The 16,806-nt window shown below is 63.5% G+C and carries 13 protein-coding genes; 10 read left to right on the plus strand and 3 right to left on the minus strand.

What is annotated here, in order from left to right; genetic code table 11:
* Positions 1–2: 2 nt before the first annotated feature.
* From XH88_RS34800 to XH88_RS34810, 3 genes are all read right to left on the minus strand, one after another.
* Positions 3–1,190: an acetyl-CoA C-acyltransferase gene (locus tag XH88_RS34800; RefSeq protein ID WP_271672710.1), complete on the minus strand. Its 1,188-nt coding sequence runs from the start codon at positions 1,188–1,190 to the stop codon at positions 3–5.
* Complete coding sequence (pimA, locus tag XH88_RS34805; protein ID WP_271672711.1) at positions 1,187–2,863, minus strand: dicarboxylate--CoA ligase PimA; 1,677 nt, start codon at positions 2,861–2,863, stop codon at positions 1,187–1,189. Before pimA ends, XH88_RS34800 begins: the two co-directional genes overlap by 4 nt.
* Positions 2,864–3,083: 220 nt before the next feature.
* A complete protein-coding gene (locus tag XH88_RS34810) occupies positions 3,084–5,180 on the minus strand; it encodes a 3-hydroxyacyl-CoA dehydrogenase NAD-binding domain-containing protein (RefSeq protein WP_271672712.1) in 2,097 nt (698 codons plus the stop codon).
* A 131-nt stretch (positions 5,181–5,311) separates the two neighbouring features.
* Here XH88_RS34810 and XH88_RS34815 point away from each other — a divergent pair, with 131 nt between their 5' ends.
* The 10 genes from XH88_RS34815 (at position 5,312) to XH88_RS34860 (ending at position 16,796) form a co-directional block, all read left to right on the plus strand.
* The gene (locus XH88_RS34815; protein ID WP_271672713.1) at positions 5,312–6,178 is read left to right on the plus strand and encodes an IclR family transcriptional regulator; all 867 of its coding nucleotides are present in this window, start codon (positions 5,312–5,314) and stop codon (positions 6,176–6,178) included.
* A gap of 66 nt (positions 6,179–6,244) precedes the next feature.
* Positions 6,245–7,042: an ABC transporter ATP-binding protein gene (locus XH88_RS34820; RefSeq protein WP_271672714.1), complete on the plus strand. Its 798-nt coding sequence runs from the start codon at positions 6,245–6,247 to the stop codon at positions 7,040–7,042.
* Positions 7,039–7,752: an ABC transporter ATP-binding protein gene (locus tag XH88_RS34825; RefSeq protein ID WP_271672715.1), complete on the plus strand. Its 714-nt coding sequence runs from the start codon at positions 7,039–7,041 to the stop codon at positions 7,750–7,752. The genes XH88_RS34820 and XH88_RS34825 overlap by 4 nt, the downstream gene beginning before the upstream one ends.
* 12 nt (positions 7,753–7,764) lie before the next feature.
* Positions 7,765–8,643, plus strand: a complete 879-nt coding sequence (locus tag XH88_RS34830) for a branched-chain amino acid ABC transporter permease (protein ID WP_271672716.1) — start codon at positions 7,765–7,767, stop codon at positions 8,641–8,643.
* A 2-nt stretch (positions 8,644–8,645) separates the two neighbouring features.
* The gene (locus tag XH88_RS34835) at positions 8,646–9,665 is read left to right on the plus strand and encodes a branched-chain amino acid ABC transporter permease (RefSeq protein ID WP_271672717.1); all 1,020 of its coding nucleotides are present in this window, start codon (positions 8,646–8,648) and stop codon (positions 9,663–9,665) included.
* Positions 9,666–9,705: 40 nt separating this feature from the next.
* Positions 9,706–10,935, plus strand: a complete 1,230-nt coding sequence (locus XH88_RS34840; RefSeq protein WP_271672718.1) for an ABC transporter substrate-binding protein — start codon at positions 9,706–9,708, stop codon at positions 10,933–10,935.
* A gap of 113 nt (positions 10,936–11,048) precedes the next feature.
* Positions 11,049–12,275, plus strand: a complete 1,227-nt coding sequence (locus XH88_RS34845; protein ID WP_271672719.1) for an ABC transporter substrate-binding protein — start codon at positions 11,049–11,051, stop codon at positions 12,273–12,275.
* 370 nt (positions 12,276–12,645) lie between these two features.
* Entirely contained in the window at positions 12,646–13,875 is a 1,230-nt protein-coding gene (locus XH88_RS34850; protein ID WP_442868507.1) for an ABC transporter substrate-binding protein, read from the plus strand.
* A gap of 207 nt (positions 13,876–14,082) precedes the next feature.
* Positions 14,083–15,312: an ABC transporter substrate-binding protein gene (locus XH88_RS34855; protein WP_271672720.1), complete on the plus strand. Its 1,230-nt coding sequence runs from the start codon at positions 14,083–14,085 to the stop codon at positions 15,310–15,312.
* Between the two features lie 200 nt (positions 15,313–15,512).
* Positions 15,513–16,796: a glycerate kinase type-2 family protein gene (locus tag XH88_RS34860; RefSeq protein WP_271672721.1), complete on the plus strand. Its 1,284-nt coding sequence runs from the start codon at positions 15,513–15,515 to the stop codon at positions 16,794–16,796.
* Positions 16,797–16,806 lie beyond the last annotated feature (10 nt).

The following is a 16,806-nucleotide window of genomic DNA, read 5'->3' on the forward strand; positions in this document are numbered from 1 at the left end:
AATTACTGCAACACTTCGAACAAGCCGGCCGCGCCCATGCCGCCGCCGACGCACATGGTGACGACCGCGTACTTGGCCTTGCGGCGACGCCCCTCGATCAGGGCGTGACCCGTCAGGCGCGCGCCCGACATGCCGTAGGGATGGCCGACCGCAATCGCGCCGCCATCGACATTGATCTTCTCGGGGTCGATGCCGAGCTTGTCGCGGCAATACAGCACCTGCACCGCGAAGGCTTCGTTGAGCTCCCACAGGCCGATGTCGTCGACCGTGAGGCCATGGCGCTTCAAGAGGCGCGGTACGGCGAACACCGGCCCGATGCCCATCTCGTCCGGCTCGCAGCCGGCGGAAACGAAGCCGCGGAAGATGCCGAGCGGCTTGAGGCCGCGCTTCGCCGCCTCCTTGTCGCTCATGATGACGGTCGCGCTGGCGCCGTCGGAGAGCTGGCTGGCATTGCCGGCGGTGACGGTGAAGCCTTCGCCGCGCACGGGCTTGAGGCCGGCAAGGCCCTCCGCCGTGGTCTCGGGGCGCGGACCTTCGTCCTGCGATAGCGTGACTTCCTTCATCGAGACGGCGCCGGTTGCCTTGTCGGTGACCGCCATCTGCGTCGTGATCGGGGCAATCTCGTCCTTGAACTTGCCGCCCTGCTGCGCGGCGGCAGTGCGGCGCTGGCTTTCCAGCGAATATTCGTCCTGGCGTTCGCGCGAGATGCCGTAGCGTTTGGCGACGACTTCCGCGGTGTCGATCATGGGCATGTAGACCTCGCCCTTGATCTTGAGCAGCGCCGGGTCCTGGGCGTGGAAGCCGTTCATCTTGTCATTCTGCACGAGGCTGATCGACTCGCCGCCGCCGCCGACCGCGATCTCGACGCCATCGAAGATCACGGAGCGCGCGGCAAGTGCGATCGCCTGCAGGCCCGAGGCGCATTGGCGGTCGATGGTGGTGCCGGCGACGGTGACCGGCAGGCCGGCGCGGAGCAGAGCCTTGCGCGCGATGTTGCCGCCGGTGGCGCCCTGCTGGAGCGCGGCGCCCATCACGACGTCCTCGATCTCCTTCGGATCGACCTTGGCGCGCGCGACGGCTTCGCCGATGGCGTGGCCCAGCAGCGTAGCGCCCTCGGTGGCGTTGAGCATGCCGCGATAGGCTTTGCCGATCGGGGTACGGGCGGTGGAAACGATAACGGCGTCGGTCAAGAGCGACCTCCTGGTTGCGTGGATTGTGATGGTTTTTGCTGCTGCCGCAATTCGTGGCGCGACAATTTTCCGACCGGCGTGCGCGGCAGATCGTCGACGAAGGCGACCGCCGCCGGCAATTCGTGCTTGCCGAGCTTGCCGGTGAGCCGCGTGCGCAGTTCGTCGAGCGAGAACGGCCTTGCGTCGGGCTTCAGCTTGATGAAGGCCTTTGCGGCCTCGCCTCGATACTGGTCGGGAATGCCGAGCACGATCACCTCGTGCACGCCCGGAATGGTGTAGATCGCCTGCTCGATCATCTGCGGATAGACGTTGAAGCCGCCGGAGATGATCATGTCCTTCTTGCGGTCGACCAGGAAGAAATAGCCGTCCGCATCGACATAGCCGATGTCGCCGGTGAGGAAGCGGCCGTCGACGAAGGCTTCCGCAGATCCCGCCGGCCTGTTCCAGTAGCCCCTGGTGACGTTCGGTCCCTTGATGCGGATCTCACCGACGTCGCCCGGCGGAAGCACTTTGGTGGGATCTTCCAGCGAGACGACATCGAGCTCGATGCCGGGCAGCATCAGCCCGATCGAGCCGGGCTTGTCGGGACCTGTAGGTGGATGGCCGGTGCCGGGCGAGCAGGTCTCGGTCATGCCCCAGCCGCTCTTCAGCTTTTTGCCGACCTTGCGCTCGAAGAAACTTGCGACCTCGACCGGCAGCGGCGCACCGCCGGAGCCGATCGCGTTAAGCGAGGAGAAGTCGCGCTTGTCGAGGTCGGGCAGCGCGGCGATCGCGATCCACATCGTCGGCACACCCGGGAAATAAGTCGCGCGCTTGACCTCGATGTCGCGCATCACCGCTTCGACGTCGAAGCGCTGGTGCAGCGAGATCAGATTGCCGCGGCGGAGCGAGGACAGCAGCACCACCGTGAGCGCATAGATGTGGAACAGCGGCAGCACGCAAATGACGCGCTCGATCACATCGCCGCGCGCGGCCCGCGCCGGCTTGCCCCAGACGTCGTAGATCGACACCGCCGAGGTGAGATTGCCGTGCGTCAGCATGGCGCCCTTCGGCAGACCGGTGGTGCCGCCGGTATATTGCAGCAGCGCGACGTCGTCGACGGCAACAGCGGGCCACTGCGCCGGCGGCGGCGCGCCCTCGACGAAGGCACTAAAGGTGACGATGCGCGGATCATCAGGAATTGCGGCCTGCGGCGTGCCCACCTTGCCCCAATCATCGTCCTCGCAGACAACGAGGCGATCGATCAGCCCCTTCTCCAGGAATTTCAGCGCGGTCGGCAGCAAGGCTTGGAGGTTCGAGGTGACCAGCAGACGCGAGCCGGAGTCGGAGACCTTGTGGGTCAGCGCGATCTCGCCGTCGAGCGGCGACAGATGCGCGACGCGGGCGCCGGCCTTCAGCGCGCCGAAGAAATTGACGGGATGATCCGGCGTATTGCCGAGGAACAGCGCCACCGACGTTCCCTTGCCGCAGCCGGCGCGCAGGAATGCCGCCGCCGCGCGCTCGGCCCGAGCTGCGAGCTCGGTATAGGTGATCGGACGATCACGAAATTCCAGTGCGGTGCGCGGGCCGTAATCTGCAGCGGCCGTCGAGAGCAGGTCGGGCAGCGTGCCCTGGACGATGGTGTCGTCCCAATGCACGCCCTCGGGGTAAAACTGTTCGCCGGGATGGGTCATTAACGGTCGGTACTCTGCAAGGCGCTCGTGAGGGAGTCGGGTAAGGTGGGCACCGACGGACGGGCTCCCTCCCCCCTTGCGGGGGAGGGTTGGGGAGAGGGGCAGCCACAAACGCTGACCTCGCCCGGGGTCACCCCCCTCCCTGACCCTCCCCCACAAGGGGGGAGGGAACGGAGAGAGCGTGCAGCGGAGAAGGTCGCAGCCACCGAGCCCAACCTGATCAAGCCGCCTTCGACGCCGCGGCCAGCGACGCGAACGTCTTGCCTTCGGCCGCAAGCTTCTTCAGCAGCGGGGCGGGCTCGAGGCTCGGGTCGTTGGTCTCCTTGGCGTAGAAGGACAGGCGATCGGCAATATGCTTGAGGCCGACGCTGTCGGCCCAGAACATCGGGCCGCCGCGGTAGATCGGCCAGCCATAGCCGTAGAGCCAGACCACGTCGATATCGGACGGACGCGCCGCGATGCCTTCCTCGAGAATCTTCGCTCCCTCGTTGACCATCGGATACATCATGCGCTCGAGGATCTCCTCGTCGCTGACGACGCGCTTCTTGCGGCCGAGGCGGAGCAGCGTCTCGTCGATCAGCTTCTCGACCTCAGGATCGGGCAGCGGCGAACGGCTGCCGGATTCGTACTTGTAGTAGCCCTTACCGGTCTTCTGGCCGAAGCGGCCGGCTTCGCACAGCGCGTCCGCGATCTCCGACTTGATGCCGCGATCCTTGCGCGAGCGCCAGCCGATGTCGAGGCCGGCGAGGTCACCCATCGCGAACGGTCCCATCGGCATGCCGAACTTGGTGACGACGGCATCGACCTGCTGCGGCAGCGCGCCTTCGAACAACAGCTTCTCGGACTGCTTGCTGCGCTGGGCCAGCATGCGGTTGCCGACGAAGCCGTCGCAGACACCGACCACGGCCGGGACCTTGGCGATCTTGCGCGCGATGGTGACAGCGGTGACCAATGCGTCCGGCGCGGTCTTGGCGGCGCGCACGATTTCGCACAGCTTCATCACATTGGCCGGCGAGAAGAAGTGCATGCCGAGCACGTCCTGCGGACGCTTGGTCGATTTCGCGATCTCGTCGATGTTCAGATACGAGGTGTTGGAGGCGAGCACGGCGCCCGGCTTGGCGTATTGGTCGAGCTTGCCGAACACCTCCTTCTTCACCGCCATGGTCTCGAACACGGCTTCGATGACGAGGTCGGCATCGCCGACATTCTCGATCCCCACGACGCCGTTGATGAGCGCCATGCGCTTGGCGGGCGCATCAGCCGGGATACCGCCGCGCGCGGCGGTCGCTTCCCAGTTCTTCTGCATGATGCCCATGCCGCGCTTGAGCTGCTCCTCGCCGGTTTCGATCAGAGTGACGGGAATCCCGGCATTGGCAAAGGACATCGCGATGCCGCCGCCCATGGTGCCGGCGCCGAGGATGGCGACGCGGTTGACCGGCCGGCCCTTGGTGCCTTCAGGAACGCCCGCGATCTTGTTGGCTTCGCGCTCGGCGAAGAAGGCGTAGCGCTGCGCCTTGGACTGGTCGCTGGCGACGAGCTTGAGGAAACCTTCGCGTTCCTTCTTCAGACCTTCGTCGAAGGGTAGGTCAATGGCGTAGCCGACGGCATCGGCGGCCGCGAACGGCGCCTCCAGGCCGCGCGACTTCTTGGTCATTGCGGCGACCGCGTTGGTGAAGATCGAGCGATCGGCCTTGGCCGCCGCGATCTTGGAATCATCGTCGCGCAGGCGGCGCAGCGGGCGCTTCTCGGCCAGCAGCTTGCGCACGAACGCTTCGCCGCCCGCCGCCGGACTCTCGATGATCTCTTCGATCAGGCCGTTCTTCAGCGCTTCCGCCGCGCCGATGGGATCACCCCCGACGATCATCTTGACGGCGAGCTCGGGACCAACCGCGCGGGGCAGGCGCTGGGTGCCGCCGGCACCCGGCAGGAGGCCGAGCTTCACTTCAGGCAGACCGAGCCTGGCTTCCTTGACCGCGACGCGGAAATGACAGGCGAGCGCGACCTCGAGGCCGCCGCCGAGCGCGGTGCCGTGGATCGCGGCAACGACGGGTTTTGGCGAATTCTCGATCTCGGACAGCACGTCGTTGAGCGCGGGCGGCTTCGGCGGCTTGCCGAATTCGGTGATATCCGCGCCGGCGATGAAGGTGCGGCCGGCGCAGGTCAGCACGATGCCCTTGATGGCGGGATCGGCGATCGCGGCCTTGATGCATTCCAAGATACCGCCGCGGACTGCAGCACTCAGGGCATTGACCGGAGGGCTGTCGACCGTGACGATCCCGACTTCGTCATGACGCTCAAGCTTGACCACTTCGCTCACGGTGTCCCTCCTTGGTGGGGAATTTACTTTTGTTCGATTTCGCGGTGCGGAATTTAATTCCGCATCTTGACGGCAGGGTTATTTTGAAGCACGTGGCTTGTCAACGACTCCGCGCAAGAAGCAGATCAGGGATGAAGCGTACAGGAAAGAAGACAGCGGCCGACCGGAATTTCGTCGTCGCGCTTTCCCGCGGACTGGACGTATTGCGCGCTTTCCAACCCAATGACGGCCTGCTCGGCAATCAGGAGATTGCGGCCCGCACCAATTTGCCGAAGCCGACCGTGTCGCGGCTGACCTACACGCTGACCAAGCTCGGCTATCTCGCGCCGGTTCCGCGCTTCGAGAAGTACCAGCTCACGCCAGCCGCGATGTCGCTCGGCTATGCCGCGCTGGCCAATCTCGGCGTACGGCATTTGTCCGAACCTTTTCGCGAGGAACTGATGCGTGCGACCGGCGGCGCCGTCGCGGTCGGCGGCCGGGATCGTCACAGCATGATCTATTTCGGACAGAGCCGCGGCAGCGAGACGGTCGGCGTTCAACTTGACGTCGGCTCGCGCGTGCCGATTGCAACCAGCGCGATGGGTCGTGCGTACTTCTGGGCGCTCGCTGAGGATGATCGCGTCGAACTGTCGCGCGTCCTGCGCGAACATTACGGCAGCCGCTGGCCCAAGATGCGCGACGGACTGGAACGCTCAGGCGAGACCGTCGCGAAATACGGCTTCGCGATGTCGGTCGGCGACTGGCACGACGACATCGGCGCCGCCGGCGTCGCGCTCAAGCTGAATGACGGAACCGGACCTTACGCCTTCAATTGCGGCGCGCCCGCATTCCGCTTCACGGAAGAACGTCTCATCAACGACATTGGACCACGTCTGCTCGCGATGGTAAGGAACATCGAAGCGGTGCTTGGGGGTCTGGTGCCGCAATCCAAAAAAGAAATCAGCAAAAAGCTGAAACCAGGAGGAAAAGTTGCTCGTGTGGCCGAGGGGTTCAGATAGTCTTTGTGATCATCGGGAGCGGTCCGCATCGCCCCATCGCCCACTGAATGGTGTGGGCGAGACGAGATGACGCAGGCACAGCTCGCGCAGGGGACATCGCCTCTGCTCGCCGTTCGCGACGTGAGCGTCGTGTTCGGCGGCATCGTCGCGCTCAATGGCGTGTCCTTCGACATGCATAAGGGCCAGATCCTCGGATTGATCGGCCCCAACGGCGCCGGCAAGACCACGCTCTTCAATTGCCTCTCGCGCCTCTACCAGCCGTCATCCGGCGACATCCTGATGGAAGGCGTCAGCATTCTGTCGCGCCCGCCGCACCGCATCGCAGAGATCGGCATCGGCCGCACCTTCCAGAACGTGGCGCTGTTTCCGAACCTGTCGGTGATGGACAATGTCCGCGTCGGCACCCATGCGCGCACCTCTTCCGACATCATCAGCGACTCGCTGCGGCTCGCCTGGATTCGCCGCAGCGAGAGCAGCGTGAACAAGAAGGTGCACGAGATTCTCGCCTATCTCGACCTCGAGGACGTCGCCCACACCACCGTGTCCGGCCTGCCCTTCGGCACACAGAAGCGCGTCGAATTGGCGCGGGCGCTCGCGGCCGATCCGAAGATCCTGCTGCTCGACGAGCCCGCCGGCGGCCTCAATCACGAAGAGGTCTACGTCCTCGGCGATCTCATCCGCAAAATCCGTGACGAGCGCCACATGACGGTGCTGCTGGTCGAGCACCACATGGGCCTCGTGATGTCGATCGCCGATCACGTCGTCGCACTGAATTTCGGCAAGAAGCTCGCGGAAGGCACGCCCGCCCAGGTGCAGGCGGACCCCGACGTCATCAAGGCCTATCTCGGGAGCAAGGACCAATGACTCTTCTGCTCAACGTCAAGGACCTGCGCGCCTATTACGGCCAGGTCCAGGCCCTTCATGGCCTCTCCTTCTCGCTTAACGAGGGATCGCTGACGACGCTGCTGGGCGCCAACGGCGCCGGCAAGACCACGACGCTGCGTGCGATCTGCAACATGGTGCGCTCCACCGGCGGCATCGAATTCGACGGCAAGCCGCTGAACAACCGCTCGACCGAGAGCATCGTGCGATTCGGTATCGCCCATGTGCCGCAGGGCCGCGGCACCTTCACCACCATGACGGTGGAGGAGAACCTGCAGCTCGGGGCCATCACCCGCAAGGACAATGCCGGCATCGTCTCCGACATCGAGCGCATGTACGCGCATTTCCCGGTGCTGAAGCAGCGGCATACCCAACAGGCCGGCACGCTCTCCGGCGGCGAGCAGCAGATGCTCGCGGTAGCGCGCGCGCTGATGCTGCGGCCACGGCTGATGCTGCTGGACGAGCCGTCCTTCGGACTTGCCCCCCTCGTCGTGCGCGACCTGTTCGGCATCCTCGGCAAGATCAACCGCGAGGACAAGGTGTCGATCCTGGTGGTCGAGCAGAACGCACAGCTCGCGCTCGAGCTCGCCGACCAGGCCTATGTGATCGAGACCGGCCGCATCGTGATGTCAGGCAATGCCAAGGACATCGCCAACAACGAAGAAATCCGCAAATCCTATCTGGGTTACTGAGGAGCCGGCGCGATGGAGCTTTTTACCAACCAGGTGCTGGCCGGCATTGCCACTGGCGCCATCTACGCCTGCATGGCGCTCGCCGTCGTCATGATCTACCAGGCCATCGACCATCTCAACTTCGCGCAAGGCGAGATGGCGATGTTCTCAACGTTTATCTCCTGGCAGCTGATGCAGTGGGGCGTGCCCTATTGGGGTGCGTTCCTGATCACGCTGGTGCTTTCCTTCATCGGCGGCATCGCCATCGAGCGCATCCTGTTCAAGCCGCTGGCGAAGGCGCCGGTGCTCACCAACGTTGCCGGTTTCATCGCGCTGTTTTCCATCATCAACTCGTCCGCCGGCTTGATCTGGGACTTCACCATCAAGCAGTACCCGACCCCGTTCGGGTCTTCACCGTTCCTCGGCAGCCAGCTGGTGTCGACTCACCAGGCCGGCATGATCGGTGTCACCGTGCTGCTCCTGCTCGGCCTCTACTTCTTCTTCCAGTACACCAGAATCGGCCTTGCGATGCGCGCGGCGGCCTCGGTGCCTGAATCGGCTCGCCTCGTCGGCATCAACACCTCCTGGATGATCGCGCTGGGCTGGGGCATGGCCTCGGCGATCGGCTCGATCGCCGGCATGCTGATTGCTCCCGTGGTGTTCCTCGAGCCCAACATGATGGGCGGCGTCCTGATCTACGGCTTCGCCGCGGCCGTGCTCGGTGGCCTCACCAGCCCGTTCGGCGCCGTGGTCGGCGGCTTCCTGGTCGGCATCTTCGAGAACCTTGCCGGCACCTACATTCCCGGCGTCGGCAACGAGCTGAAACTCCCGATCGCGCTCGCGCTGATCATCTCCGTCCTGGTCGTCAAACCCGCTGGCCTGTTCGGCCGGCACATCGTCAAGCGAGTTTGATCATGAGCGCAGCCGAAGAAGTCGTCGCCGAAGGCAACGAGGCGGTCGAAGCCGTCCCGAAGCGGTCCATGACGATGGGCACGGGCACATCAGTTGTGGTGCTGCTGCTTCTCATCGCCGTCCCGCTGTTTGCGAAGAACTTCGTGATCTTCCAGCTCACCCAGCTCTTGTATCTGGGCCTCGCCGTGCTGGCCCTGAACATCCTGACCGGCGGAAGCGGCCAGTTCTCGCTCGGCCAGAGCGCGTTCTACGGTATCGGCGCCTACGTCACCGCGGTGATGATGGAGCAGTTCAACATCCCCTATTTCCTCTGCCTGCCCGTCGCTGGCGTGCTCTGCTTCGGCGTGGGCTTCCTGTTCGGCCAGCCGGCGCTGCGGCTCTCCGGCGTCTACCTTGCGCTCGCGACCTTTGCGCTCGCCACGGCGATGCCGCAGCTGCTGAAGCTGAACTTCCTCGAGCCCTGGACCGGCGGCGTGCAGGGCCTCGTCGTCACCAAGCCCGACGCGCCGTTCGGCCTGAAGATGTCGCAGGACATGTGGCTGTATTATTTCACGCTCTTCGTCGTGCTCGCGATCTACATCTTCTCGGTGAACCTGTTGCGCTCCCGCTCGGGCCGCGCCTTCATGGCGATCCGCGACAACGAGATCGCCGCCTCCGCGATGGGCGTCAACGTCGCACTCTATAAGACGCTCGCCTTCGGCGTCTCCGCCGGCATCACCGGCGTCGCCGGCGGCCTCAGCGCCATCGCGGTGCAGTTCGTCGCGCCCGACAGCTTCACCATTACGCTTGCGATCCAGCTATTCCTCGGCATGGTCGTCGGCGGCGTCGGCTGGCTGCCCGGCTCGATCGTCGGCGCGGCTTTCATTATCTTCGTGCCGAACATCGCGGAAGGCGTCTCCAAGGGCCTCTCCGGCGCCGTGTTCGGCGTGATTCTGTTCCTCGTCATCTACCTCGTGCCGCACGGCGCAAGGCAGGTCGCGATCCTGGGCCAGCAATTCGCCGGACGGCTCAGACGAAACTGAGCCCATCATCAAGACTGTTGTTTCAACCAAGGAGACCAAATTGCTTTTCGAAAGAACACTACGAACCGCCGCACTCGTAACGGCGGTCGCGACGCTCACCTCCGGCGCAGCACTCGCCCAAAAGAAATACGACACCGGCGCGTCCGATACCGAGATCAAGATCGGCAACATCATGCCGTACAGCGGTCCGGCGTCAGCCTATGGCATCATCGGCAAGACCGAGGAAGCCTATTTCAAGATGATCAACGACAAGGGCGGCATCAACGGCCGCAAGGTCAATTTCGTCACCTATGACGACAGCTACTCGCCGCCGAAAGCGGTCGAGCAGGTCCGCAAGCTGGTCGAGAGCGACGAGGTGCTGGCCGTGTTCAATCCGCTCGGCACGCCTTCGAACAGCGCGATCCAGAAATATCTCAACGCCAAGAAGATCCCGCAGCTGTTCGTCGCGACCGGCGCCACCAAGTGGAACGATCCGAAGAATTTCCCCTGGACCATCGGCTGGCAACCCTCCTACCAGAGCGAAGCCCATATCTACGCCAAATGGCTGATGAAGGAGAAGCCCGACGCCAAGGTCGCGATCCTCTATCAGAACGACGATTTCGGCAAAGACTACCTCAAGGGAACCAAGGACGGTTTCGGCCCGAAGGCTTCGTCCATGATCATGATGGAAGAGAGCTATGAGGTCTCCGAACCCTCGATCGACGGCCACATCGTCAAGATCAAGGCGGCCAATCCCGACGTGCTCTTGATCTTCACCACGCCGAAGTTCGGCGCCCAGACGATCAAGAAGACCGCCGAGCTCGGCTGGAAGCCGCTCCAGATCATCACCAACGTGTCGGCCTCGGTCGGCAGCGTGATGAAGCCTGCCGGGTTCGAAGCCTCCCAGGGCGTACTGTCGGCGGCCTACGCCAAGGACGGCGCCGATCCGCGCTGGAACGACGACGCCGGCATGAAGAAGTGGGCCGAGTTCCTCGACAAGTACATGCCCGGCGCGGACAAAACCGACGCCAGCATCGTTTACGGTTACGGTGCTGCGCAGACGCTCGCCAAGACGCTGGAGATGTGCGGCGACGACCTCACCCGGGCCAACGTCATGAAACAGGCGGCGAGCCTGAAGGACTTCGCGCCGGATACCCTGCTGCCCGGTATCACGATCAACACCGGCCCAAGCGATTTTGCCCCGATCAGCCAGCTGCAGATGCAGCGGTTCAAGGGCGAGAAATGGGAACAGTTCGGTGAGATCCTGAGCGGCGACGTCGCTCCGGAGTAGCACGCCCGAGGTCACGGTCCGAGCCCCCCGCGAGCGATCGCGGGGGGCTTTTTGTTGACGTCGTGCATCAATCTTGTTCAATGCTGCGCCGATCCAGCTGGGGTAGGAGAGCAATGACGGTCGTTCGATTTCAGGTTGCGGCGGTTGCGGCCGCATTCGCGTTGTGCACTGCAATGAGCAATCCCGCAGTGGCGCAGAAGACCTACGACAGCGGCGCCTCCGATACCGAGATCAAGGTCGGCAACATCATGCCCTATAGCGGGCCAGCCTCCGCCTACGCCGTGATCGGCAAGGCCGAGGAGGCCTATTTCAACAAGGTCAATGCCCAAGGCGGCGTCAACGGCCGCAAGATCAAGTTCATCTCGTATGACGATGGTTATTCACCGCCGAAGACGGTGGAACAGGCGCGCAAGCTGGTCGAGAGCGACAACGTGCTCTTGATCTTCGGCTCGCTCGGCACCTCCACCAACGGCGCCATCCGCAAATACATGAACGAGAAGAAAGTGCCGCAATTGTTCGTGGCGAGCGGCGCCTCGAAGTGGAATGATCCCAAGCAATATCCCTGGACCATGGGCTGGCAGCCAAGCTACGCCAGCGAGGCGAAGATCTACGCCAAGTACATCATGAAGGAGAAGCCGGACGCGAAGATCGGCGTGCTCTTCCAGAACGACGATTTCGGCAAGGACTATCTGAAAGGGCTGAAGGACGGGCTCGGGCCTAAGGCCTCGATGATCGTGCTGGAGGAGCCCTACGACACCTCGGAGCCCGCGGTCGATGAGCACGTCGTGAAGTTGAAAGCCGCGGGCGTCGATGTCTTCATCAGCATCACCACGCCGAAATTCGCGGCCCAGGCGATCAAGAAGGCGGCCGAGATCAACTGGCATCCGATCCACATCCTCTCCAACGTCTCGGCCTCGGTCGGCGGCGTGCTCGAGCCGGCTGGCTTCGAAATCTCGCAGGGCATCCTGTCGGCGACCTACATCAAGGACGGCTCCGACCCGCAATGGAACGCCGACGAGGGCATGAAGAAGTTCTACGACTTCATCGCGCGGTACGATGTGAAGGCCAACAAGCTCGATGCCGGCGTGGTGTTCGGCTACGCGGCCGCACAAACCATGGTGAAGGTGCTGCAAATGTGCGGCGACAATCTCACCCGCGACAATGTCATGAAGCAGGCGGCGTCCTTGAAGGATTTCGAACCTGACACGCTGCTGCCCGGCATCAAGATCAACACTGCGCCCGACGATTTCGCCCCGATCGAACAGCTCCAGATGATGCGGTTCAAGGGCAAATCGTGGGAGTTGTTCGGCGACGTCATCTCGAGCGATCCCGGCCACTAACATCCTCCGCCTCGCAATCAAAGATCAACGCGAGCAGTCGACGCAACTTTCACTAACCTCCTCCCGGGCCACACCAAAGTTTCGGTTCGGCAGGGAATTCGGCGTCGCCTGAAAGACTTGCTGCAAAGCAAGACGCGAGCATGCCGCGGCTTCGTTGCCGTCGCCTTGGCTCGACACGCCTGACAACAACATCCCGGCGCCTCGACACCGCTCGCGACCATTCGACTAAAGATAAATCCTCGGCGCTGCCTTCTCACGAGCCCGCTCCTTGCTGGCGATGTGGGAAGGGCATTGAATGTTGCCTGGAGCCGACAAAGAGCTCCCGATCAGCAAGCAGCGACACATTCAACGGATCCAAGGAGATCAGCACATGGATTCCATCCGCATGCGGAGGGGAGCCTTTTCGGCCACCCTGGCACTCGCCGTCACGCTGTCCACGGCGGCACTCGCCCAGAAGAAATACGACACCGGCGCGACCGATACCGAGATCAAGATCGGCAACATCATGCCCTACAGCGGGCCCGCGTCGTCTTACAGCGTGATCGGCAAGACGGAAGCCGCCTACTTCAACAAGGTCAACGCCGAAGGCGGCATCAACGGCCGCAAGATCAATTTCATCTCGTATGATGACGGCTACTCGCCGCCGAAGACGGTCGAGCAGGCCCGCAAGCTGGTCGAGAGCGACGAGGTCCTGTTCATCTTCAACTCGCTCGGCACGCCGCCGAACTCGGCGATCCACAAATACATGAACACGAAGAAGGTGCCACAGCTCTTCGTGGCTACCGGCGCTACCAAGTGGAACGACCCCAAGGAATTCCCGTGGACCATGGGCTGGCAGCCCAACTACCAGAGCGAAGCGCGCATCTACGCGAAGTACATCCTGCAGAAGATGCCCGACGCCAAGATCGCGGTGCTCTATCAGAACGACGATTACGGCAAGGACTACGTCAAGGGCCTGAAGGACGGGCTTGGCGCCAAGGCCGCCTCGATGATCGTCGCGGAGGAGAGCTACGAGACGACCGAGCCGACCATCGATTCGCACATCCTCAAGCTGAAGGCCTCCGGCGCCGACGTGTTCTTCGACGCGTCGATTCCGAAGTTCGCAGCCCAGGCCATCAAGAAGATCGCCGAGATCGAATGGAAACCGACCCACTTCCTCAACAACGTCTCTTCCTCGATCGGCGCCACGATCAAGCCGGCTGGGGTGGAGGCCTCGCAGGGCATCATCTCGTCGGCCTACATCAAGGATCCGACCGACCCGCAATGGAAGAACACCGACGACCTGAAGGCCTGGAACGCGTTCCTGGACAAGTACTACCCCGAGGCCAATCGCACCGACGCCAACGTCATGTACGGCTACGCAGTGTCCCAGAGCCTGGTCCAGGTGCTCAAGCAATGCGGCGACGACCTGACGCGCGCGAACATCATGAAGCAGGCGGCCAACATCAAGAATGCCACGGTCGGCGGCCTGTTGCCGGGCATCCAGATCAACACCAGCCCAACCGATTTTGCCCCCATTTCGCAGCTGCAACTCATGCGGTTCAAGGGAGGCACCTGGGAGCTGTTTGGTGACGTGATCAGCGGCGACGTCAGTGGTTAACGGGAGGCTACGCCTCCGCAATAGGAGGAGGCGCCGGCTACCGGCGTGTGACAGCCGAACCTGACTACTAAAGCAGCAGCCCCTGCGACTTGGTCGCAGGGGCTTTTTCTTGAAGGGAGCCGCCAAATCGTATTCAATCGCCGGCGCGTCGCCAAAAACTCTCAAAAAAAAGGGCGCACACACCAAGAAAAAATCAGGGAGATTGGAATGCCTGCTGTCACCAGCAAATTTGCGGCTGCGTCCCTTGCGCTCGCGCTGTTCGCGGCCTCGACCTCCATCGCCTCGGCCCAGAAGAAGTACGATACCGGCGCGAGCGATACCGAGATCAAGGTCGGCAACATCATGCCCTACAGCGGACCGGCCTCCGCCTACGGCATCATCGGGCGGACCGAAGCCGCCTATTTCAAGAAGATCAACGACGAAGGCGGCATCAACGGCCGCAAGATCAACTTCATCTCCTATGACGACGGCTACTCGCCGCCGAAGACGGTGGAGCAGGCGCGCAAGCTGGTCGAGAGCGACGAGGTGCTCTTCATCTTCAACTCGCTCGGGACGCCGCCGAATTCGGCGATCCACAAATACATGAACTCGAAAAAGGTGCCGCAGCTGTTCGTCGCCACCGGCGCCACCAAGTGGAACGATCCGAAGGACTTCCCCTGGACCATGGGATGGCAGCCCAACTACCAGAGCGAGACGCAGATCTACGCAAAGTGGCTGCTCAAGAACAAGCCTGACGCCAAGATCGCCGTGCTCTACCAGAACGACGATTACGGCAAGGATTATCTGAAGGGCCTCAAGGACGGCCTCGGCTCCAAGGCGTCCTCGATGATCGTCGCCGAGGAGAGCTACGAGACCTCCGAGCCGACGATCGACAACCACATCGTCAAGCTGAAGTCGACCGGTGCCGACGTGTTCATGAACATCACAACGCCGAAATTCGCGGCGCAGGCAATCAAGAAGAATGCCGAGATCGGCTGGAAGCCGCTGCACTTCCTCAACAACGTCTCGGCCTCCGTCGGCAGCGTGATGAAGCCCGCCGGTTTCGAGAACGGCCAGGACATCATTTCCGCCGATTATCTCAAGGACGTCTCCGATCCGGAGTGGAACAACGATCCCGGCATGAAGGACTTCCTGGCATTCATGACGAAGTACTTCCCCGATGGCGACAAACTCGACCACGGCACCATCGTCGGCTACGGCGTGGCGCAGACACTGGTTCAGGTGTTGAAGCAGTGCGGTGACAACCTCACGCGCGAGAACATCATGAAGCAGGCGGCCAGCCTGAAGGACTACCGGACCGAAGTGCTGCTGCCCGGCATCGTGATCAACACCTCCGCAACCGACTTTGCACCGATCAGCCAGCTCCGGCTCGAGAGGTTCAAGGGCGAGAAGTGGGACCTGTTCGGCGACGTGATCAGCGCCGACGCCGGCGGCTAGCTGCCCCAAGACACCGCAAATGGAAGCCCCCTGCGAGCAATCGCAGGGGGCTTTTCGCGTGCCGATTATGATCACGCGATTGCACAATCGAATGATGGCAAAGCCCGCTTACTCTTTCGCGCCCGATGCGCTAGGCAGGGGAATGGCGACGTTTCGCCCTCGCTTTAAGTCTGCCCAAGAGTTTGCTGAAGGCCATCGTCATGACCGACCGACGCCCCCTGCTCCGCGCGCTCTACGACGCCGCCGTCGCCGCCGCCCATCCGAGCACGATCCTGGCGCCTCACTTGCGCCCTCCGGCCAGGGGACGCGTGATCTGCCTTGCCGCCGGCAAGGGCGCCGCCGCAATGGCGGCAGCTGCGGAACGGCATTATCTCGACACGTTCAAGCTCGCGCCGGAGCGCCTCGTCGGCATCGCGACCACGCGCCATGGCTACGGCGTGCCGACGCGCCGGATCCGTGTCGTCGAGGCCGGCCATCCCGTACCTGACGAGGCCGGACTGAAGGGCGCGGCCGACACGCTTGCGCTCGCAAGCGAGGCCGGCCCTGACGATCTCTTGCTGGTGCTGCTCACCGGCGGCGGCTCGGCGAACTGGATCGCGCCGGTGGACGGCATCAGCTTCGCGCAGAAGCAGGCGGTCAACAAGGCACTGCTGCGCTCGGGCGCGCCGATCGGCGAGATGAATATCGTCAGAAAGCATCTGTCGCGCATCAAGGGTGGCCGCCTGGCGCGGGCCGGCAAGAACGCCGCCGAGATCGTGACGCTCGCGATCTCCGACGTGCCGCATGACGAGCCCTCCGCGATCGCCTCGGGCCCGACCGTGCCCGATCCGACCACGCTGGCCGATGCGCGCGCGATCGTCGTCAAATACAACCTCGCCGTCGACGATGCCGTAGCCCGTGCGCTCGATGATCCCGCCAACGAAAGCTGCAAGCCTGGTGACGCCGCGTTCGCGCACGCGCATTTCGAGCTGATCGCCCGTCCCAGGCAATCGCTCGACGCCGCAGTGAAACGCGCGAAGGAGGCCGGCTACGAGACCATCGATCTCGGCGCCGATCTCGAAGGCGAGGCCCGCGAGGTCGCTGCCGATCACGCCAGGCTCGCGCTCCAGGCCCGCGCGCAAGGCAGACGCGTCGCGATTCTTTCCGGCGGCGAGCTCACGGTAACCGTGCGCGGTCAGGGACGCGGCGGCCCCAACCAGGAATACGCGCTGGCGCTGGCCTCTCTGTTGAAGGACACACCCGATATCTCGGCGCTTGCCGGCGACACCGACGGCGCCGACGGCGGCGCCGGCCATCCCACCGATCCCGCCGGCGCACTGATTGACGCTGCGACCTTTGCCAAGATGAAGTCGCTGGAGCTTCAGCCGCAGGCCTATCTGGACAACAACGACGCGACGACGTTCTTCGAGGCGACGGGCGACTTGCTGCAGCCCGGCCCGACGCTGACCAATGTGAACGATATCAGGGTGATCCTGGTGGATTGAGCCTCGGCTC

The sequence above is a fragment of the Bradyrhizobium sp. CCBAU 51627 genome (assembly GCF_028128765.1).
Lineage (GTDB): Bacteria > Pseudomonadota > Alphaproteobacteria > Rhizobiales > Xanthobacteraceae > Bradyrhizobium.